Source organism: Archangium sp. (assembly GCF_057119385.1).
This window is the reverse complement of the sequence record NZ_DBNGVP010000104.1, coordinates 1-19,955: the sequence shown is the minus strand read 5'-3', so window position 1 is coordinate 19,955 and position 19,955 is coordinate 1. Positions and strand designations below refer to the sequence as shown.

The following is a 19,955-nucleotide window of genomic DNA, read 5'->3' as shown; positions in this document are numbered from 1 at the left end:
GGAGTCAGTGCGTTGCGGGGCCGATCAGCCAGCGGGCGCGGGCCCGGGCCACCACCTCGCCGGCCTCGTCGGTGAGGTCGGCCTGGACGTCGTACTCGTGCCGCTCGCCCGCGGCGGCGACGGGGGCGCGGCACTCGGCGGTGATGGGGCCCCGGGCCTTGCGCAGGTAGTCCATCTCCAGGTGGGTGATGATGCCGCGCATGCCCTCGGGGAGGGCGGACATCATCGCCACCCCGGTGGCCACCTCACCCAGGTTCATCAGCGCGATGGCGTGCACCGAGCGCAGGTGGTTGCGCACGGCGCGCCGGTCCCGCATCCGCACCCGGGCATAGCCCTCCTCCAGGGTGAGCACCTCCGGGCGGATGGTGCCCGTATAGGGCGCGAGGTTGCCGAGGAGCTGCCCCATGACGATGCCCCCGCCGGGGGCATGGCGCAGCAGGCTCCATGCGCGGCGCAGGGTCTCGGACGAGGCGAGGTTGCTGAGGGACCGGGTCAGGCTGGAGAGAGGGGACATGGGGCGAGGACATAGCATCCCCGTGCCCTTCGGGAAGGCGCTTCGGTGGCCATCCGTCCTAGAGGATGTAATTGGCGGTACCGCCGTCCACGCGCAGCGCGGAGCCGGTGGTGGCCGAGGCGCGGGGGCTGCAGAGGTAGACGGCCAGGTGGGCCACCTCCTCGGGCGTGGCGAAGCGGCGCAGCAGCGAGGTGGGGCGCTCGTTCTTGAAGAAGTCCGCCTCCGTCTGCTGGAGCGTCCGGCCGCTGCCGGTGGCGAGGTTCTGCACGAAGTCCTGCACGCCCTCCGTCCTGGTGGGGCCGGGCAGCACGGAATTCACCGTCACCCCGGTGCCCGCCAGCTCGATGGCCAGTCCGCGCGACACGCTGAGCTGGGCCGTCTTCGTCATCCCGTAGTGGATCATCTCCTTGGGGATGTTGAGGGCGGACTCGCTGGAGATGAAGAGGATGCGGCCCCAGAGGCGCTCGCGCATGCCGGGCGCGTAGTGGCGCGAGAAGCGCACCCCGCTGAGCACGTTCACCTCGAAGAAGCGCGTCCAGTCGGAGTCCGGAATCTCGAAGAAGGGCTTGGGCTCGAAGATGCCCAGGTTGTTCACCAGGATGTCCACGCTGGGGACGCGGGAGAACACCCGCTGGGCGCCCTCGGCGGTGCCGGCATCGGCGACCACGCCCTCCACGTGGGCGCTGGGAACCTCGTGGCGGATGCGGGCGAGGGCGTTCTCGACCGACTCGGCCTTGCGGCCGTTGATCACCACGCTGGCGCCCTCGGCGGCCAGGCCCCGCGCGATGGCGAAGCCGATGCCGAAGGTGGAGCCGGTGACGAGGGCACGGCGGTCGCGAAGTTCGAAGTCCATGGGGCCTCCTCGGAGGGTAGGGAAGCGAGGAGATTAGGGGGGTGGGGGTGCACGCCCAAGCACCATGTTCGAATGGAAAGCAGTAGGCTGCCGGGTATGCCCACGCGTTCGCTGACCGAGGTCGCGTCTATGCCGCGGCCTACGAGGCGGCCACCGAGGGAACGGGCTCCGGGGAGGCCCTTCCTTCCTCTCCACGCTGAGGCGCTCGCGGCGGTCCGGGTGCCTGCTGGCCGGACGGCCGTGAGGGGCCGAGAGGCACCCCTGGCCATGCCTTCCACGGTGCCTACTTTCGAGAGAACGACCTGAACGCGTTTTCAGATGACGCGGTCCGGACGGCTTCCACGAGAGGACTTCAGCGATGGCACGTGCACGCAAGCAGACCCGGAGCAGCAGCGGACGCGAGGCGCTCCGGAAGAACGGGATGATGGCGCACCTGCTGGACTCGCTCGACGCGGGTCAGGACATCGGCCACTACGGCCGGCTCGTCTTCGCCATGGTGGCGCGGCACTTCATGGACGACGCGGAGCTGCGGGACACGCTCCTGCAGGACCCCGCCTTCGACGAGCGGCAGGCGCTCGCGCTCATCGAGCAGGTGAAGGCGCGGGACTACAGCCCGCCCCGGCGCGAGAAGGTGCTCCAGTTCCAGGCGCAGCAGGAGTTCCCCATCTGCCCCAACGCGGAGGATCCGGACGCCTGCAACGTCTACAAGGACCTGCAGTTCCCGGAGAGTGTCTACGAGCACATCACCGAGTACCGGGAGCAGAAGGCGCACACGCACGAGGAGGACTCCGCGGCGGCCAGGGGTCCCTGAGGACAACCCGGACCAGGGGCTCAGGACCTGGCTGCCAGCCGCTTCTTCACCCGCTCACGGCTCAGCAGCCGGGTCATGTTGCCGCCGTAGATGTCCTGCCGCTCGGCTTCGGTGAGCTTCAGCGCCGCGACCGTTCGATCCGTCTCCGGCGTGAAGATCTCCCCGGAGCGCGAGTCCATGGGCGAGTCGCTGCCGAACAGGACCCGCTCCACGCCGAAGAAGTCACAGGCGAGCTGGATGGTCGCGGGCTCGAAGCCGAGCGAGGCCGTGTCGCAGTAGAACTTCTTGAAGTGCTCGATGTACGGCTGCTCGATGGGCGTCTGGAGATCCACGCCACTGCACTGCTCGAAGGACTCGTAGCAGGCCTGCATGCGCTTGGCGAAGGTGGGGATGAGCGCGCCGTGGTGGTGGGTGATGAGCTTGAGGTCGGGGTAGCGTTGGAAGACGCCGCTGAACACCAGCCGCGCCATGGCCACGCTGCTGTCGGAGACCCAGCCCAGCGTCTGCCAGATGAGGTACTTGGAGAACTTCTCCTCCGGGTAGTCCGCGTGCGACCCGGGCCGGCAGGGATGCAGCCAGAGGGGAACGTCGAGCTGCTCGGCCTTCTGGTAGAGCGGCTCGTAGTCGGGGTGATCCGGAGGCTTGACGGTGGGGCCGACGAAGAGCACCCCTCCCAGCAGTCCCAGCTCCTCCACGGCGCGCTCCAGCTCGGAGACCAGCTCCCGGGGTCCCGCCGCCGAGGGCAGCAGCGCCACCCCATGCAAGCGCCCGGGATGGGCCCGGGCCACGGCGTGCAGTCCGTCGTTGCACAGCCGGGCGGCCTTCACCGACAGCGAGGGATCGTCCTGTACCCCCCGGAGCCCCTCGAGCCAGGGCAGCGGCACCACCACGTTCGACTCGATGCCGTACCTGTCCATCTGCCGCAGGCGCCGGTCCGTGTCCACCAGCGTGGGCGTGTTGGAGAAGAGCTTGCGGAAGACGTGCGGTCCGCCGCTCACGCCCTCCAGGAAGTCGAGGAACCCCGGGGGGCTCAGGTGGGTATAGGCGTCGATCTTCCGGCTCATCGCGAGGTGCTCTCCCGGTGGCGGGTGGGGCGGTGTCTGGCGATGAGCCGCGCCGCCGCGCCGCCGCTGTAGCGCTCGCTGTGGACCAGCTCCGCGCCACACCGGGACATCAGCTCCGAGAACTCGGGGATGCTCAGTTGATGGATGATGCTCTCGGCCAGGTAGCGGTAGGGGGCGGTGTCCTCGACGAAGGGGCTGACGACGTGGGGCATCACCCGCCGCATCCAGGCCGTGTACACGGCGCGCCACACCTCGGAGTCGCGAGGGTAGAAGTGATCGAGGATGATCAGCCGTCCGCCTGGAGCCAGCACCCGCAGCATCTCGCGCATGGCGAGCTCGGCGTCCGGGAAGTTGCGGTACGTGAACGCCGTGAGCACCACGTCATACGTGGCGTCGGGCCGGTCGATGGCGCACACGTCGCCCTCGAAATACGTGCCCTGGGAGTCATGCTTCCGGGCGACGCTCAGCATGCCGGGGGACAGATCCATCCCCTCGATGCGAACGCCCGGGTACTGGCGGCGCAGGAAGCGGGTCGACTCGCCGGTACCACAGCCCACGTCCAGCACGCGCTCTCCCGCGCGCAGGCCCAGGTCCCGGAGTGCCCGCCGGTACCACAGGCTGGTATGGCCGGCGAACACCAGCAGCCGCAGGAAGTCGTAGCGGGGAGAGATGGTGTCGAAGAGCGCGCGGACGTACTCGCGCCGCGGCTCTCCCTGGAGCCGTGCGGCCTGAGCCTCCAACGTCCTGGTCTGTCCTCGCATCGAATGACTCCTCAGCTCGAATGCCGTCCTTCCTCATGAGGCCCAAGTCGACGCACGAATGCAACCGGGCATCATCCGGCGTTGGCTCGTGGGGCCGCTTCGCCGCTCAGGCTCGGGAGAGCGGAGGCAGGTGCTCCAGCAGGCGGCCCAGGTCCGGCTGGAGCTCGTCCGGTGCGGCGGTGGAGAGCGTCCCGGCGTCATGGTTGCCCCAGGTGACGGCGTAGGTGCGCAGTCCCGCCGCCTTCCCGGCCTGGATGTCATGGGTGGTATCGCCCACCATCCACAGACCCTCGGCCGTGCCCAGCGCGGCCAGGGCCCGGTGGATGACGTCCGGGGCGGGCTTGTGCGGGAAGCCGTCGGTGCCCTGCACGTAGTCCAGGGCGGGCGTCAGCCCGAGCGCCTCGACGAAGCGCCGGGCCATGTCCGTGCGCTTGGTGGTGGCGATGGCCAGCCGGTAGCCCCGCGCGCGGAGCGTCCGCAGCAGCTCGACGACGCCGGGGTAGGGGCGCGAGCGGTTGACGAAGTTGCGGGCGTAGTGCTCGCGGTAGACGGTGCACAGCGTGGCCGCGTGCGCGGGCGCGAAGTGCGCGTACATGGCCTCCAGCGGATGGCCGATGAGCGGGCGTACCTCCGCGTCGGTGGGCGCGGGCAGCCCCATGCTCGTGAAGCCGTACTGGAAGCTGGAGATGATGTCCGGCAGCGAGTCCACCAGCGTGCCGTCGAGGTCGAAGACGATCGTCTTGTGCGGGTGCGTCATGGGGGCCAGTGCCATTCTGTGCTATTCGCGGCGGCGATGGCGCGCAAACGCATCCTGGCCCTCGTCACCCTGCTCCTCGCCCTGCTGGCCGCCACCTGGCAGCGCGCCCGGGCCATCGAGCTGCTGCCCCCGGACTTCGACGAGGGCATCTACCTCCCCCTGGCGTACCGCTACGCGGAGATGGTGGCCGGAGGCCGCTGGGGCGAGCTCGTGGCGTACCAGGAGAACTTCGAGCACCCACCCCTGGTGAAGCTCCTGTACGCCTCGGAGTTGATGGTGTCCGGGACGCCCGAGCCGGAGTGGAAGATGGTGCGCGTGGGCCGCCCCATTCCCGAGCCCGCCGTGCCCGTCTTCCGGCAGACGCGCTGGCTGTCCGGGGTGACGGGCATCCTCCAGGTGGCCCTCACCGGCCTGGTCCACCCGGTGGGCGCGCTCCTGCTCGCGTTCGACTCCTACCACGTGAAGTACACCTCGCAGGCCTATCTGGAGGCCGTCCCCGGCCTCTTCGCCATCCTCGCCGTGCTCGCCTTCGAGCGCGCCCGCCGGAGTGCCCGTGAGGCGGGGCAGGGGGCTCCCTTCCAGCTCGTGCCGCTGGCGCTCTCCGGGGCGCTGTTGGGCTTCACGGCCGCGGGCAAGTACCCGTACGCGATGGTGGTCGGGCTGGCCTTCCTGCCGTTCCTGGTGGGTCATGCCCGGGCCCGGTGGCGTGTGTGGGCCGCCTTCGTCCTCCCGGCGATGGCCGTGTTCGTGCTCGCGGATCCGGCGCTGTGGCCGGATCCCCTGGGGCGCCTGTGGGCGTCCATCACGTTCCACTGGAACTACTCGCACAGCGAGCACGTGGTGCGCTCGGCGTTGCCCTGGTACCAGCCGCTCTACCACCTGACACACGCGACCCCCACCCAGTGGCACAAGGGCGTCTTCGCCACCGGCGCCACCGTCTGGGTGCTGCTGCCCCTGGCCGCCATCGGGTTGCCGGCCACGTGGCGCCAGCGCCCCGTGTGGGCCGCCTGGGCCGTGGTGGGCCTCGTGTTCCTGGTGCTCTGGTCCACCAAGTGGGCCCAGTACCTGCTGCTCGTCCTGCCGCCGCTCTCCGTCTGCGCCGGCATGGGGGCGAGCACGCTTTACGGGCTCGCGGCCTCCGTGTGGCAGCGGCGCGCGGCGGGCGGCGAGCAGCCGAGCCGGGGCTGAGGGCCGTTCCCGGGGACGACGCCGGCCGGGCATCCGGGCGGGCACCCGTACCCCTCTTCGGAGAGCATTCGTTTGCATCCAGGCGTTCTCAGGGGTTAGGGGAGGGATGGGTACCCCCATGGCCACACAGACTCGCTACGTGCATCCCTTCCTCCCCGTCTCCCGTGCCGACATGCAGGCCCGGGGTTGGGAGCAGCTCGACATCATCATCGTCTCCGGCGACGCGTACGTGGACCATCCCGCGTTCGGCCCCGTCCTCATCGCGCGCTTCCTCGAGGGCCGTGGCTTCAAGGTGGGCATCATCGCCCAGCCGGACTGGCACTCGGCCGAGCCCTTCAAGGCCCTGGGCAAGCCCCGGCTCTTCTTCGGGGTGGCCGCCGGCAACCTCGACTCGATGCTCAACCGGCTCACCGCGCAGAAGAAGAACCGCTCCGAGGACCAGTACAGCCCGGGCGGGCGCACCAACTGCCGGCCGGATCGCGCCACCATCGTCTACGCCCAGCGCTGCCGCGAGGCCTTCCCGGACGTGCCCATCGTCCTCGGTGGCATCGAGGCCTCGCTGCGCCGCATCGCCCACTACGACTACTGGAGCGACAAGGTGCGCCGCTCCATCCTCATGGACGCCAAGGCGGACCTGCTCATCTTCGGCATGGGCGAGCGCCCCGTCTGGGAGGTGGCCGATCGCATGCGCCGGGGCGAGAAGATGGAAGACATCCGCGACGTGCGCGGCACCGCGTACATCATCAACGACGCGGAGATGAAGGCCCACGAGGCGGACCCGGCCAGGCGCGCCGCGGACCAGAAGGTGGTGGTGCTGCCCTCCTACGAGGAGGCGGTGGCGGACAAGCTGGCCTTCGCCCGCATGTCGCGCGACTTCCAGCTGGAGACCAACCCCGGCAACGGGCGGGCCCTGGCGCAGCGGCACGGCAACCGCGCCGTCTACTTCAACCCTCCGGCGCGGCCGCTGGAGGACGGGGAGGGCAAGGGCGACAGCGCGTCGGTGGCCATGGACGAGCTGTATGACCTGAGCTTCAACCGCGTCCCGCACCCCATGTACAAGGAGCGCATCCCCGCCTACGAGACGGTGAAGCACTCCATCGTGCTGATGCGCGGTTGCTTCGGCGGGTGCACCTTCTGCTCCATCACCGAGCACGAGGGCCGTGTCATCCAGAGCCGCAGCGCCGAGAGCGTGCTGCGCGAGGTGCGGGCCCTGCGGCGCATGGGGGACTTCCGCGGCACCATCACGGACCTGGGTGGCCCCACGGCCAACATGTACAAGCTCAAGTGCAAGAGCGAGGACATCGAGCGGCGCTGCCGCAAGCTGTCCTGCGTGCACCCCGGCGTCTGCGAGAACCTCCAGACGGACCACGGCCCGCTCATCGACGTGATGAAGCAGGTGCGCGCGGAGCCGGGCGTCAAGCACGTCTTCATCGCCAGCGGCGTGCGCTACGACCTGGCCGAGCGCTCCCCCGAGTACGTGAAGGAGCTCGCCGCGCACCACGTGGGCGGCCAGCTCTCGGTGGCGCCCGAGCACGTGTCGCCCCGCGTGCTGGAGAAGATGAAGAAGCCCGGCATCGAGAGCTTCGAGCGCTTCCAGCACATGTTCGCCTGCGCCAGCGAGGAGGCCGGCAAGGAGCAGTACGACATCCCCTACTTCATCAGCGGCCACCCGGGCTCGGCGCTGGAGGACATGGTGGAGCTGGCGCTGTGGCTGAAGCAGAACGGCAAGCGCCCCCGCCAGGTGCAGGACTTCATCCCCACGCCCATGTCCGTGGCCACGGCCATGTACTACACGGGGATGGATCCGTTGAAGATGGAGCCCGTCTACACGGCGAAGGGACTGCGGGAGAAGCGGCTGCAGAAGGCGCTGCTGCTCTTCTGGAACCCCGAGCACTGGCCCCTGGCCCGCGAGGCGCTGCAGCAGGCCGGCCGGGAGGATCTCATCGGCCGGGGGCCGCACGCGCTGGTGCCTCCGGAGACCGCCGCCGAGGCCTCGCGCCGCAAGCAGGCCGAGGCCCGTGAGCGGCAGGAGCGGCGGGCTCGCTGAGCAGCGCCTGGTTGCCCGCCCCCCTGGACTTCAGTCGGGGGGGCCGTGGGCCCAGGGCACCTGCCCGGGGCCGTTGCCACCTTTGGCGGCATGACGGACCTGTTCCAGCTCTTCGCCGTATCCGCGGTGGTGATGGGCATTGCCCAGACCCTCACCAAGGAGCGCATCTTCGCGCCCCTGCGCGAGAGGCTCGGTGGCAAGGAGACCTGGTGCGGCTACCTGGTGTCCTGCCCCTATTGTGCCTCGCACTACGTGGCCTTCGCGCTGGTGCCGCTCACGGGCACCTATCCCATCCAGGTGGTGGTGGGCGGCTGGCCAGGCACGGTGCTGAGCTGGTTCCTCTCCTCCATCCTCGTCACCGTCATCGCCGCCTTCTACCGGGTGCTCTTCTGGTTCGTGGATGAGGCACAGGGCCTGGTGCGCCGGCGCCAGCGGACCGAGGAGGAGGAGATCGCCACCAAGCGGGTGGTGCGCAAGAAGGTGGAGCAGGAGCTCTCCCCCGAGGAGCCTGACGAGCCGCTGCCCCCCGCCCCCCACTGACGGCTCAGGCGCGGCGGCGGTAGAGGCGCTCCTGCACATCCACCTCGTCGTACTCGTTCTCGATGACGGTGTGGCGCAGCGTCTCGCCGCGTCCCAGCGCGAGCACGCCGAAGCGCCGCAGCGACTGGTTGAGCAGCCGGTACACCCGCGACTGCAGCTCCGTGCCGAAGTAGATGAGCACGTTGCGGCAGAGGATGACGTTGAACTCGTTGAAGGTGCCGTCGCTCACCAGGTTGTGCTGGGCGAAGACGATGTTCTTGCGCAGCGAGGCCTTGAAGATGGCGTGGTCGTAGTTGGCCGTGTAGTAGTCGCTGAAGGCGGAGGTACCTCCGGCGCGCAGGTAGTTGGCCGTGTACTCCCGCATGTGCTCCATGGGGAAGATGCCGGACTTGGCCCGCTCCACCACGGCCGCGTTCATGTCCGTGGCGTAGATGCGGCTGCGCTCGTACAGGCCCGCCTCCGTGAGGAGGATGGCCAGCGAGTACACCTCCTCCCCCGTGGAGCACCCCGCGTGCCAGATGCGCACGAAGGGGGCGGAGAAGAGGTGGGGCACCACCTTCTCCCGGAACGCCGAGAAGAAGCTCGGGTCCCGGAACATGGTGGTGGTGTTGACGGACAGGTGCTGCAGCAGCTCCTCCATGGCGGAGGGGTCGTGCAGCACCCGGGCCTGGAGCGCGGAGAGCGTCCCCAGCTTCTGGGCGTGGACCATGTTCCACACCCGCCGCCGCAGCGACATACGGGCGTAGCCCCGGAAGTCCAGGCCGTAGCGCCGCATGATGCCCTCGAGGAGCAGGTCCAGCTCGATGTCCTCGAGGGCATCCTCGCCCTCGACCGCTTCACGCACCAGCGCTTCCTTCATCACCCTGTACCCGCTGCCCGCTCAATCGAGACGGAGGTTACCCGTTGTTGTTGCCGCCACCAGGGTGTGCACGCTCGGCGTTCTTGAACAGCCACACACGCAACAAACTGAGCAGCTGATCCGTCTCCACCGGCTTGGTGATGTAGTCGCTGGCGCCCGCGTCGATGCACTTCTCGCGGTCTCCCTTCATGGCCTTGGCGGTGAGCGCGATGATGGGGAGCGTCTTCAGCTCGTTGACCTGGCGGATGGCGCGCATGGTCTCGTAGCCGTCCATCTCCGGCATCATCACGTCCATGAGGACGACGTTGAGGTCCGGCGTGGCGCGGATGATGTCGATGCCCTTGCGGCCGTTCTCCGCGTAGAGCACCTGCATCTTGTGCTTCTCCAGCACGCTGGTGAGGGCGAAGATGTTGCGCACATCGTCGTCCACCACGAGCACCTTCTTGCCGGCCAGCACCGGATCGCTCTGGTGCACCTGCTTGATCATCGCCCGCTTGTTCTCGGGCAGGTTGGCCTCCACGCGGTGCAGGAAGAGCGCCGTCTCGTCCAGGAGCTGCTCGGGGGACTTGACGCTCTTGATGATGATGGCGTCGGTGACGCGCTTGAGGACCGTCTCCTCCTCCTCGGACAGCTCCTTGCCGGTGTAGACGATGATGGGCGGGGTGTGGCCCTTCATCTTCATGGCCTCGATGAGCTGCAGGCCCGTCATGTCCGGCAGGCCCAGGTCCAGCACCACGCAGTCGAAGTAGCGCTCCTGCATGGCGTTGAGGGCTTCCTGGCCGCTGCCCACCGCGGTCGTCTTCACGTCGCCGTTGCCAATGAGGGTGACGATGCTGTCGCGCTGGCGCTGATCGTCCTCCACCACCAGCAGGTTCTTCACCGGCCGCTCGATGAAGCCCTTGACGCGGGCCAGGGCATCGCCCAGGGCCTCGCGGTTGGCCGGCTTCTGGAGCACCGCCAGCGCGCCCAGCCGCAGGCCGCGGCTGCGCTGCTCCTCGCTCGCGGAGATGATGTGCACCGGGATGTGGCGGGTGCGGCTGTCGTGCTTGAGCCGGTCCAACAGGTTCCACCCGTCGATGACGGGCAGGCCGATGTCCAGGGTGATGGCATCCGGCCGGTACTGGCGCGCCATGGCCAGGCCCGTGTCTCCGCGCAGCGCCACCAGGCCCTTGAAGCCCTTCTCGCGGGCCAGGGTCAGCACGATGCGGGCGAAGACGATGTCATCCTCGATGATGAGCAGCGTGCGGTCTCCCGGCTGGATGTTGCGCCGGTCGTCCTCGACCTCCTCCTCACGGGCCAGCTCCGCGTCCTGCACCGCGGTCTCCACCTCCGCGCGCAGCGCGTTGAGCCGCGCCTCGGTGGTGGCCCGCTCGGACGGCGTGGGGGTGCCGTTGCCGTTGCTCAGCTGCTGCGAGCGGAGCGCGCTGGTGACGGGCACGTACGTCTGCGGCACGAAGAGGGTGAAGGTGCTGCCCTTGCCCGGGGCGCTGGACACCTTGATTTCTCCACCCAGCAGCTTGGCGATCTCGCGGCTGATGGACAGACCCAGGCCGGTGCCGCCGTACTTGCGGCTGGTGGTGCCATCCGCCTGCTGGAAGGCCTCGAAGATGATGCGCTGCTTGTTCTCCGGGATGCCGATGCCCGTGTCGATGACGGAGAAGGCGAGCACCGCGCCGCCCTGGTTGAGCACGGGGTGATCGATGCTCCAGCCGCTGCGGGCCGGACGCACGTCCAGGGTGACCTGGCCTTCCTCGGTGAACTTGAAGGCGTTGGCCAGCAGGTTCTTGAGCACCTGCTGCAGCCGGCGCCCGTCGGTGAGGATGTGCGAGGGCAGGGCCTGGGCGAACTCCAGCTTGAAGCCCAGCTTCCGGTCCACGGCCACCTGGCGGAAGGTGCGCTCCACGAAGTCCTTCAGGCTGTTGAGCGACACCTCGTCCACATCCACGCTCATCGTTCCGGACTCGATCTTCGACAGGTCCAGGATGTCGTTGATGAGGCTGAGCAGATCGCTGCCGGCGCCGTGGATGGTTTGAGCGAACTCCACCTGACGGCCGCTGAGGTTGCCCTCGGAGTTCTCCGCCAGCAGCTTGGAGAGGATGAGGAGGCTGTTGAGCGGCGTGCGCAGCTCGTGGCTCATGTTGGCCAGGAACTCGCTCTTGTACTTCGAGGAGAGGGCGAGCTGCTGGGCGCGCTCCTCGAGGGCCACCTTGGCCTGCTCGATTTCGCGGTTCTTGCGCTCGACCTCCATGTTCTGGACCTGGAGGAGGCGGCTGCGCTCCTCGAGCTCCTCGTTGGTCTGCTGCAGCTCCTCCTGCTGCTGCTTGAGGCGCTCCTCGGAGGCCTGGAGGCTCTTGGCCTGCTGCTCCAGGCGGCGGTTGGTCTCGGTGAGCTCCTGTTGCTGGCTGCGCAGCTCGTCGGCGAGGCTCTGGGACTGCTTGAGCAGCTCCTCCGTCCGCATGCCGGCGGCGATCGTGTTGAGCACGATGCCGATGGACTCGGTGAGCTGATCCAGGAAGGACAGGTGCGTCTCGCTGAACCGGTAGAAGCTGGCCAGCTCGATGACGGCCTTGACCTGGCCCTCGAAGATGACGGGGAGGACGACGATGTTGAGGGGCTTGGCCTCACCCAGTCCGCTGTTGATGCGGATGTAGTCGTCCGGCACGTCCGTGAGGAGGATGCGGTCCTTCTCCAGGGCGCACTGGCCCACCAGGCCCTCGCCCAGCTTGAAGGAGTTGGCGAGGCTCTTGCGCTCCTTGTAGGCGTAGGCGGACAGCAGACGCAGCGCCTGCTGCTTGTCGTTGCCATCCATCAGGTAGAAGACGCCGTGCTGCGCCTGCACCAGCGGCGCCAGCTCCTTGAGGATGAGCTTGGAGACGGTCTCCAGCTCGCGCTGGCCCTGCAGCAGGCGGGTGAAGCGCGCGAGGTTCGTCTTCAGCCAGTCCTGCTCGGTGTTCTTCTGCGTGGTGTCACGCAGGTTGGCGATCATCTGGTTGATGTTGTCCTTCAGGGCGGCCATCTCGCCCTGGGCCTCCACCGAGATGCTCCGGGTCAGGTCGCCCTTGGCCACCGCGGTGGCGACCTCGGCGAGCGAGCGCACCTGGGTGGTGAGCGAGCCGGCCATGGAGTTCACGTTGTCCGTGAGGTCCTTCCACGTACCGGCGGCGCCGGGCACCTTGGCCTGGCCACCCAGCTTGCCCTCGATACCCACCTCGCGGGCCACCGTGGTCACCTGGTCGGCGAACGTGGCCAGCGTGTCGATCATGCCGTTGATGGTGTCGGCGAGGGCGGCGATCTCGCCCTTGGCGACGAGGGCCAGCTTGCGCTTCAGGTCACCGGCGGCCACCGCGGTCACGACCGTGGCGATGCCGCGCACCTGGGCGGTCAGGTTGCTGGCCATGCTGTTCACGTTGTCCGTGAGGTCCTTCCAGATGCCGGCGACGCCCTGCACCTGCGCCTGGCCACCCAGCTTGCCCTCGGTACCCACCTCGCGAGCGACGCGGGTCACTTCGGAGGCGAAGGACGAGAGCTGATCCACCATCGTGTTGATGGTCTGCTTCAGCTCCAGAATCTCGCCCTTCACGTCCACGGTGATCTTCTTGGAGAGATCACCCATGGCGACGGCGGTGGTCACCTTGGCGATGTCGCGCACCTGAGCGGTCAGGTTGCTCGCCATGCTGTTCACGTTGTCGGTCAGGTCCTTCCAGGTGCCGCTGACGCCCTTCACCTGGGCCTGGCCGCCCAGCTTTCCTTCCGTACCCACTTCCTTCGCGACGCGGGTCACTTCGGAGGCGAACGAGGAGAGCTGATCCACCATCGTGTTGATGGTGTTCTTGAGCTCGAGGATTTCCCCCTTCACGTCCACGGTGATCTTCTTGGACAGGTCACCGCGGGCCACGGCGGTGGTCACCTCGGCGATGTTGCGCACCTGGTCGGTCAGGTTGCTCGCCATGGAGTTCACGTTGTCCGTGAGGTCCTTCCACGTGCCGGACACGCCCTTCACCTGGGCCTGGCCGCCGAGCTTTCCTTCCGTACCCACCTCGCGGGCAACGCGGGTCACCTCGCCAGAGAAGGTGTTGAGGTTGTCCACCATCGTGTTGATGGTGTTCTTCAGCTCGAGAATCTCACCGCGCACATCCACGGTGATCTTCTGGCCGAGGTCACCGTTGGCAACGGCGGTGGCGACCTTGGCGATGTCACGCACCTGGGCGGTGAGGCCGCTGGCCATGCTGTTCACGCTGTCGGTGAGGTCCTTCCACGTACCGGCGACCCCACGCACGACGGCCTGTCCCCCCAGCTTTCCTTCCGTACCCACCTCGCGGGCGACGCGGGTCACTTCCGAGGCGAACGACGAGAGCTGGTCGACCATCGTGTTGATGGTGTTCTTCAGCTCCAGGATTTCGCCCTTCACGTCCACGGTGACCTTCTTGGAGAGGTCGCCGTTGGCCACGGCCGCCGTCACCTTGGCGATGTCGCGCACCTGGGCGGTGAGGTTGCCGGCCATGGAGTTCACGTTGTCCGTGAGGTCCTTCCACGTGCCGCTGACGCCTTCCACCTGTGCCTGGCCGCCCAGCTTGCCCTCGGTGCCCACTTCCTTGGCGACGCGGGTCACTTCCGAGGCGAAGGACGAGAGCTGATCCACCATCGTGTTGATGGTGTTCTTCAGGGCCAGAATCTCGCCCTTCACGTCCACGGTGATCTTCTTGGAGAGATCGCCGCGGGCCACGGCGGTGGTCACCTCGGCGATGTTGCGGACCTGGCCCGTGAGGTTCGAGGCCATCTGGTTCACGTTGTCCGTGAGGTCCTTCCACGTGCCGGCGACGTCCTTCACCTGCGCCTGGCCGCCGAGCTTGCCCTCCGTACCCACCTCGCGGGCGACGCGCGTCACCTCGACGGAGAAGGTGTTGAGGTTGTCCACCATCTTGTTGATGGTGTTCTTCAGCTCGAGGATTTCCCCGCGCACGTCCACGGTGATCTTCTGGCCGAGGTCGCCGTTGGCCACCGCGGTGGCGACCTTCGCGATGTCGCGCACCTGGGCGGTGAGGCCGCTGGCCATGCTGTTCACGCTGTCCGTCAGGTCCTTCCAGGTGCCGCTGACGCCCTGCACCTGCGCCTGACCGCCCAGCTTTCCTTCGGTACCCACCTCGCGGGCCACGCGGGTCACTTCGGAAGCGAAGGAGGAGAGCTGATCCACCATCGTGTTGATGGTGTTCTTGAGGGCGAGGATTTCGCCCTTCACGTCCACGGTGACCTTCTTGGACAGGTCGCCGCGGGCCACCGCCGTGGTGACATCCGCGATGTCACGCACCTGGGCGGTGAGGTTGGAGGCCATCTGGTTCACGCTGTCCGTGAGGTCCTTCCAGGTACCGGACACGCCCTCGACCTTGGCCTGGCCGCCGAGCTTTCCTTCGGTACCCACCTCGCGGGCAACGCGGGTCACCTCGCCCGAGAAGGTGTTGAGGTTGTCCACCATCTTGTTGATGGTGTTCTTGAGCTCGAGGATTTCGCCCTTCACGTCCACGGTGACCTTCTGGCCGAGGTCACCGTTGGCGACGGCGGTGGCGACCTTGGCGATGTCACGCACCTGGGCGGTGAGGCCGCTGGCCATGGAGTTCACGTTGTCCGTGAGGTCCTTCCACGTACCGGACACGCCCTTCACCTGCGCCTGGCCACCCAGCTTACCCTCGGTACCCACTTCGCGGGCCACGCGGGTCACTTCGCCGGAGAAGGTGTTGAGGTTGTCCACCATCGTGTTGATGGTCTGCTTCAGCTCGGCGATCTCACCGCGCACGTCCACGGTGATCTTCTTGGACAGGTCGCCGTTGGCCACGGCGGTCGTCACGTCGGCGATGTTACGCACCTGGGCGGTGAGGTTGCTCGCCATCAGGTTCACGCTGTCGGTGAGCTCCTTCCAGGTGCCGGACACGCCGCGCAGCACGGCCTGGCCGCCCAGCTTTCCTTCGGTCCCCACCTCGCGGGCCACGCGGGTCACTTCCGAGGCGAAGGAGGACAGCTGGGCCACGGTGCTGTTGACGACCTGGGCGGTGCGGAGGAACTCGCCCTTGAGGGGCCGGTCCTCGAACTCCAGGGCCATGGTCTGGGTGAGGTCACCCTTGGCCACGGCGCCGATGACGCGGGCCACCTCGGTGGTGGGCTGTGCCAGGTCGGCGATGAGCGAGTTCACCGCCTCCACGGCCGCCTGGTAGCTGCCCACGGCGCCATTGAGCGTGGCGCGCTGGGTGATGCGGCCCTCGCGGCCCACCACGGTGCTGACGCGCTCCAGCTCGTGCACGAGCGCCTGGTTGAGGGTGATGACCTCGTTGAAGGTGTCGTAGATCTTCCCCGTGGTGCCTGTGCGGTCCTCGGGCATGCGGGCGCTGAAGTCACCCTTGCGGAGCGACTGGAGCGTCTTGAGGAGGAGCTTCGGATCGAGCGCGTTGTCGGCGGGCGCCTTATCGGACTGCGTTGCCATGGTGTGGGGCTTCTCCTGTGCTGCTTGTCCGGCGAAGCGGCACCCGTGGGGCGCGCCGTCCACCGTTCACCTGGGGGAAGGGGAGGGGCGGTTTCAGGCCGCCGTACAGAGCTTCTTCAAGACTTGAGACAGGTCGTCGGAGGACACGGGCTTGACGAGGTGGGCGTCGAAGCCCGCCTCGAGCGCGCGCTTGCGGTCCTCGGGGTGGCCGTAGCCGGTGAGGGCCACGAGCCGCGTGTCGGCGCCACCGGCGGAGGCGCGGACGAGCTCCGCCACCTTGTAGCCGTCCAGCTCGGGAAGGCCGATGTCCACCAGGGCCACCTGGGGCCGCTCGGAGAGCACCAGGTCCACGGCGGAGCGGCCGTCGCTGGCCTCCTGGACGCGGTGGCCGTGGAGCTCCAGCAGATCCTTCAGCGTCTCGCGGATGTCCGGGTTGTCCTCCACGAGGAGGATGTGGAGGGGCTGGAGCTTCTGGGAGGCGGAGGCGGCGGCCTTCAACATGCCGGGCAGCGAGAGCGCCGCGGGGGCCTCGGCGGGCAGGGGGAGGCGGACGGTGAACTCGCTGCCCTGGGAGATGCCGTCGCTGCGCGCGGACACGCTGCCGCCGTGCATCTCCACCAGGCTGCGCACCAGGGTGAGGCCCAGGCCGAGCCCGCCCTGCGCGCGGTCGCTGCCGGGGTCCACCTGCACGAAGAGATCGAAGACGCGGTGGAGCATCTCCGGCCGCAGGCCGATGCCGTTGTCGCGCACGCTCAGCACCAGCTCGTCGCCCTGGCGCCCGGCCTCGAGGTGGATGCGGCCGCCGGAGGGCGTGTACTTGGCCGCGTTGTGCAGCAGGTTGGCCACCACCTGCGTCATGCGGGTGGGGTCCACGTTGAGCATCACCACCTCGGAGGGCAGCGACACGGTCAGCTCGTGGCGGCGCTGGGAGACGATGGGCTCGCAGGCCTGCACCGCGCCCTCCACCACGTCCGAGAGCGCGACGAGGACGGGCTTGAGCTCCACCTTGCCGCGGGTGATGCGGCTGACGTCCAGCAGGTCATCCACCAGCCGCGTCATGTGGGCCACCTGGCGGTCCGCGCTGGCGATGGTGCGCTGGATGATGTCGTCCTGCCACATGCGCATGCGGAAGACCTCGAGCGCGTGGCGGACGGGGGCCAGGGGGTTGCGCAGCTCGTGGGCGAGCATGGCGAGGAACTCGTCCTTGCGCCGGTCCGCCTCGCGCAGGGCGCCGATGAGGCGCTCGCGCTCGAGGGCCACGGCGACCTGATCGCACACGCCCTGCATGAGGGACAGCTCGTCGGCGGAGAAGGCGCGCAGGGTGCGCGTGCCGAAGGCCAGTGTACCCAGGACGCGGCCCTGGCTAAGGAGCGGGTAGCAGGCGAGGGCGGCCAGTCCCAGCTCCGGCGCGGCATCCGGGACGGGCCCGTTGGCGGCGGCACCGGCGTCGAGCACCCAGCGCTTGTTCTCGGCGGCCACGCGTCCCGCGACTCCCTGTCCGGGCGTCAGCAGCTCCAGCCGGGGCACCAGGGCCTCGGGGATGCCGGCGTGGGCCGCGAGCTGCAGGGCGCCATGGCCCTCCTGGAAGAGGTAGCCCAGGCAGACCTCGAGGCCCAGGTGCTCGATGATCTGATGGTGGACGCTGTTGAGGAGGGTGCGCCCATCGGGGCCCTTGAGCAGGCGGCTGGCCACGTCCGCGAGCAGCCGCAGCCGGGCGTTGCTCTCGTGGAGGGCGGACTGGGCCTGCTCCTTCTCGTTGACGAGCCGCACCAGCTCCTGGGCGCGCTGCTCGCGGGCCTCGGACACCTTGCGCTCGCGCTCCATCTCCTGCTCCAGCAGGGAGCGCTCGTAGTGGGCGCGGGCCTCGGCCAGCTTGCGCTCGTGCTCGCGGCTCTCCGCCTGCCGCAGCAGCTCCGCCTGCCGGCGCACCTCCTCCGTCTTGCGGTGCAGGTCCAGGAAGACCGTCACCTTCGTGCGGAAGATCTCCGGGACGATGGGCTTGAAGAGGTAGTCCACCGCGCCCAGCTCGTAGCCGCGCGTGACGTTCACCTCGCTGCGGTTGTAGGCGGTGATGAAGATGATGGGGATGTGGCGCGTGCGCTCGCGCATGCGGATGAGGCTCGCCGTCTCGTAGCCATCCATCCCCGGCATCTGCACGTCCAGGAGGATGAGCGCGAAGTCGCGGTCCAGCAGCAGGCGCAGTGCCTCGTCACCCGAGGAGGCGGTGACGATGTTGGCCCCCATGTCGGCCATGAGCACCTCCAGGGAACGGAGGTTGGCCGGGGTGTCATCAACGGTCAGGACGTCTACACGCGAGAGCGCGGGGGGCGAGGACATGGTGGGCGAAGCGGGGTGCGCGCGGGCCGTCCGGGGATCAGACACCCTGCTTCTTTACCGTCTCTCTTCACTGCAACCCAGATCCAACGTGGAGCGCGCTGTCGGCTGACTGACGCCCAGGCAGACAAGCGAGCCGAAAACTGTCTGCCGGAGAACATCTGGAGAGGGGAGACCTGGAGCAGTGACCGGTGGCGGACGGTTGGATGCTCCCCGCCGGGAGGTGGGTGTCCGGGACAACACGGTGGCTGGGTTGGCGGACGATGAAGCCGCCCTTCTTCATAAGGTGAGCATCCGGAAGAACTCGCCCGCCATGCGCCGGCCGTGCCGCGCGAGGTTCGATGCCGTCCCGGAGAGCACGTGGTCGTGTCAGTAGACGATGCAGTCGAACTGCTCGATGACGGCCCTGAGTTTTTCCGGGGTGGTTTCGAGCTTCTTCGCGACGGCGGGAGCGTACTTCGTCAGCGCCACCGTGGACGGCGGCTGGTCGTGGAGTTCGTCCACGACGACACTGCCAAACATACCGGGCCACTTGCCGCGACGTAGCTCTGGAGCCCGTCCGATGGGGTCCAGGAAGGTGAAACAAGGCCATTTGGGAAACCGCAGGGTCTGGGGGTCACACCCCATGAAGCGGCAGCCGTCCAGACGCGCCTCGGAGAAGTCGCAGTCCTCAATGGAGCCCAACTGGTACTCCGGCTCCTTGCCGTACTCGGGCCAGTGCCCGAAGTCACACCCGGACAGCCGCCCCTTGAACCGGCACCCCTTGAGTGAGGCGCGTATCCACTGCTGATGGTTCTTCAGTTCCTGCTTCACCTCGAAGATGCAGTCGGTGAAGCGCACGTCACGAATGAACAGGTTGCTGGCAGCCACCTTCAGCACCAGCGTGCAGTTCTTCAGCGTCAAATTGCGGCCCAGGAAGTAGAGGGTACCTTTGTCCGTCAGCTCCAGCCGCTCGTGTTCCAACTGCTTGTTCTCGTAGAAAACCTTCTTGGCAATCATCCGCCGCCCTTTCAGAAGGTGAGCATCCGGAAGAACTCGCCCGCCATGCGCCGGCCATGGTGCGCGAGGTTCGACGCCGTTGCGGAGAGAATCTCGTCTGCCTCAATACACAATGCAGTCGAACTTCTCGACAACGGCCCTGAGCGCTTCGGGGGTGGTCTCGAACCGCCTGGCAATGGAGGGGGCGTGATAGGTGATGGCCCTGGTGGACGGAGGTCGCGTGTGCAGATCTTCTATGACGACAAGGCCGAAGCGGCCCGGCCACTCGATGCTATTCAACTGACGGCTGTGGCCAATCGGGTCCAGGATGGTGAAGCAAGGCCACTTGGGAAAACGGAGGGTGCGGGGGTCACTTCCCATGATGCGGCAGCCGTCCAGGCGGGCCTCGGAGAAGTCGCAGTCCTCGATGGAGCCCAACTGGTACTCCGGCCCCTTGCCGTACTCGGGCCAGTGCCCGAAGTCACACCCCGACAGCCGCCCCTTGAACCGGCAGCCCTTGAGGGAGGCACATATCCAGTCCTGGTGGTTCGTCAGTTCCTGCTTCACCTCGAAGGTGCAGTTGATGAACCGTGCGCCGAGGATGCGCAGGCGTCTGGCGGGCACTTTCAGGACAACAGTACAGTTGCGCAGCATCAGGTTGGGTCCAAGGAAGTAGAGCGAATCCTTGTCTGTTAATTCCAACCGCTCATTTTCAAACGTCTTGTTTTCGATGAGAACGTTGGTGAGCCACCCCATGGCCGCCCCTTCAGAAGGTGAGCA

The 19,955-nt window shown here is 67.9% G+C and carries 14 protein-coding genes; 4 read left to right on the top strand and 10 right to left on the bottom strand.

Annotated features, from left to right (window positions below):
- Nucleotides 1-4: 4 nt before the first annotated feature.
- Nucleotides 5-514, bottom strand: a complete 510-nt coding sequence (locus tag AC16DP_RS25480; protein WP_329730284.1) for a hotdog fold domain-containing protein — start codon at nucleotides 512-514, stop codon at nucleotides 5-7.
- A 58-nt stretch (nucleotides 515-572) separates the two neighbouring features.
- Entirely contained in the window at nucleotides 573-1,367 is a 795-nt protein-coding gene (locus AC16DP_RS25475; RefSeq protein ID WP_329730283.1) for an SDR family NAD(P)-dependent oxidoreductase, read from the bottom strand.
- A 358-nt stretch (nucleotides 1,368-1,725) separates the two neighbouring features.
- Between AC16DP_RS25475 and AC16DP_RS25470 the strand changes: the two genes are divergently transcribed.
- Nucleotides 1,726-2,178, top strand: a complete 453-nt coding sequence (locus AC16DP_RS25470; RefSeq protein WP_329730282.1) for a hypothetical protein — start codon at nucleotides 1,726-1,728, stop codon at nucleotides 2,176-2,178.
- A 20-nt stretch (nucleotides 2,179-2,198) separates the two neighbouring features.
- Here AC16DP_RS25470 and AC16DP_RS25465 read toward each other — a convergent pair whose 3' ends face one another.
- The 3 genes from AC16DP_RS25465 to AC16DP_RS25455 all read right to left on the bottom strand — a co-directional run bounded on the left by AC16DP_RS25465 (nucleotide 2,199) and on the right by AC16DP_RS25455 (nucleotide 4,775).
- A complete protein-coding gene (locus AC16DP_RS25465; RefSeq protein ID WP_329730281.1) occupies nucleotides 2,199-3,242 on the bottom strand; it encodes an amidohydrolase family protein in 1,044 nt (347 codons plus the stop codon).
- On the bottom strand, nucleotides 3,239-4,003 hold the full coding sequence (locus tag AC16DP_RS25460; RefSeq protein WP_329730280.1) for a class I SAM-dependent methyltransferase: 765 nt from the start codon (nucleotides 4,001-4,003) through the stop codon (nucleotides 3,239-3,241). Before AC16DP_RS25460 ends, AC16DP_RS25465 begins: the two co-directional genes overlap by 4 nt.
- A gap of 106 nt (nucleotides 4,004-4,109) precedes the next feature.
- On the bottom strand, nucleotides 4,110-4,775 hold the full coding sequence (locus tag AC16DP_RS25455; protein WP_329730279.1) for an HAD family hydrolase: 666 nt from the start codon (nucleotides 4,773-4,775) through the stop codon (nucleotides 4,110-4,112).
- Between the two features lie 21 nt (nucleotides 4,776-4,796).
- Here AC16DP_RS25455 and AC16DP_RS25450 point away from each other — a divergent pair, with 21 nt between their 5' ends.
- The 3 genes from AC16DP_RS25450 to AC16DP_RS25440 all read left to right on the top strand — a co-directional run bounded on the left by AC16DP_RS25450 (nucleotide 4,797) and on the right by AC16DP_RS25440 (nucleotide 8,535).
- On the top strand, nucleotides 4,797-5,948 hold the full coding sequence (locus AC16DP_RS25450; protein WP_329730278.1) for a hypothetical protein: 1,152 nt from the start codon (nucleotides 4,797-4,799) through the stop codon (nucleotides 5,946-5,948).
- Between the two features lie 118 nt (nucleotides 5,949-6,066).
- Complete coding sequence (locus tag AC16DP_RS25445; RefSeq protein WP_329730277.1) at nucleotides 6,067-7,995, top strand: YgiQ family radical SAM protein; 1,929 nt, start codon at nucleotides 6,067-6,069, stop codon at nucleotides 7,993-7,995.
- Nucleotides 7,996-8,085: 90 nt separating this feature from the next.
- Entirely contained in the window at nucleotides 8,086-8,535 is a 450-nt protein-coding gene (locus tag AC16DP_RS25440; protein WP_329730276.1) for a hypothetical protein, read from the top strand.
- 4 nt (nucleotides 8,536-8,539) lie between these two features.
- Here the strand turns inward: AC16DP_RS25440 and AC16DP_RS25435 are convergent, their stop codons facing one another.
- The 5 genes from AC16DP_RS25435 to AC16DP_RS25415 form a co-directional block, all read right to left on the bottom strand.
- Nucleotides 8,540-9,379 (bottom strand): CheR family methyltransferase, encoded by an 840-nt coding sequence (locus AC16DP_RS25435; protein WP_329730275.1) that lies wholly within the window; start codon nucleotides 9,377-9,379, stop codon nucleotides 8,540-8,542.
- Between the two features lie 52 nt (nucleotides 9,380-9,431).
- Nucleotides 9,432-15,863: a hybrid sensor histidine kinase/response regulator gene (locus AC16DP_RS25430; protein ID WP_329730274.1), complete on the bottom strand. Its 6,432-nt coding sequence runs from the start codon at nucleotides 15,861-15,863 to the stop codon at nucleotides 9,432-9,434.
- A 93-nt stretch (nucleotides 15,864-15,956) separates the two neighbouring features.
- Nucleotides 15,957-18,200: a response regulator gene (locus AC16DP_RS25425; protein ID WP_329730343.1), complete on the bottom strand. Its 2,244-nt coding sequence runs from the start codon at nucleotides 18,198-18,200 to the stop codon at nucleotides 15,957-15,959.
- Between the two features lie 366 nt (nucleotides 18,201-18,566).
- Nucleotides 18,567-19,196 (bottom strand): pentapeptide repeat-containing protein, encoded by a 630-nt coding sequence (locus AC16DP_RS25420; RefSeq protein WP_329730273.1) that lies wholly within the window; start codon nucleotides 19,194-19,196, stop codon nucleotides 18,567-18,569.
- Nucleotides 19,197-19,298: 102 nt separating this feature from the next.
- Complete coding sequence (locus AC16DP_RS25415) at nucleotides 19,299-19,931, bottom strand: hypothetical protein (protein ID WP_329730342.1); 633 nt, start codon at nucleotides 19,929-19,931, stop codon at nucleotides 19,299-19,301.
- Nucleotides 19,932-19,955 lie beyond the last annotated feature (24 nt).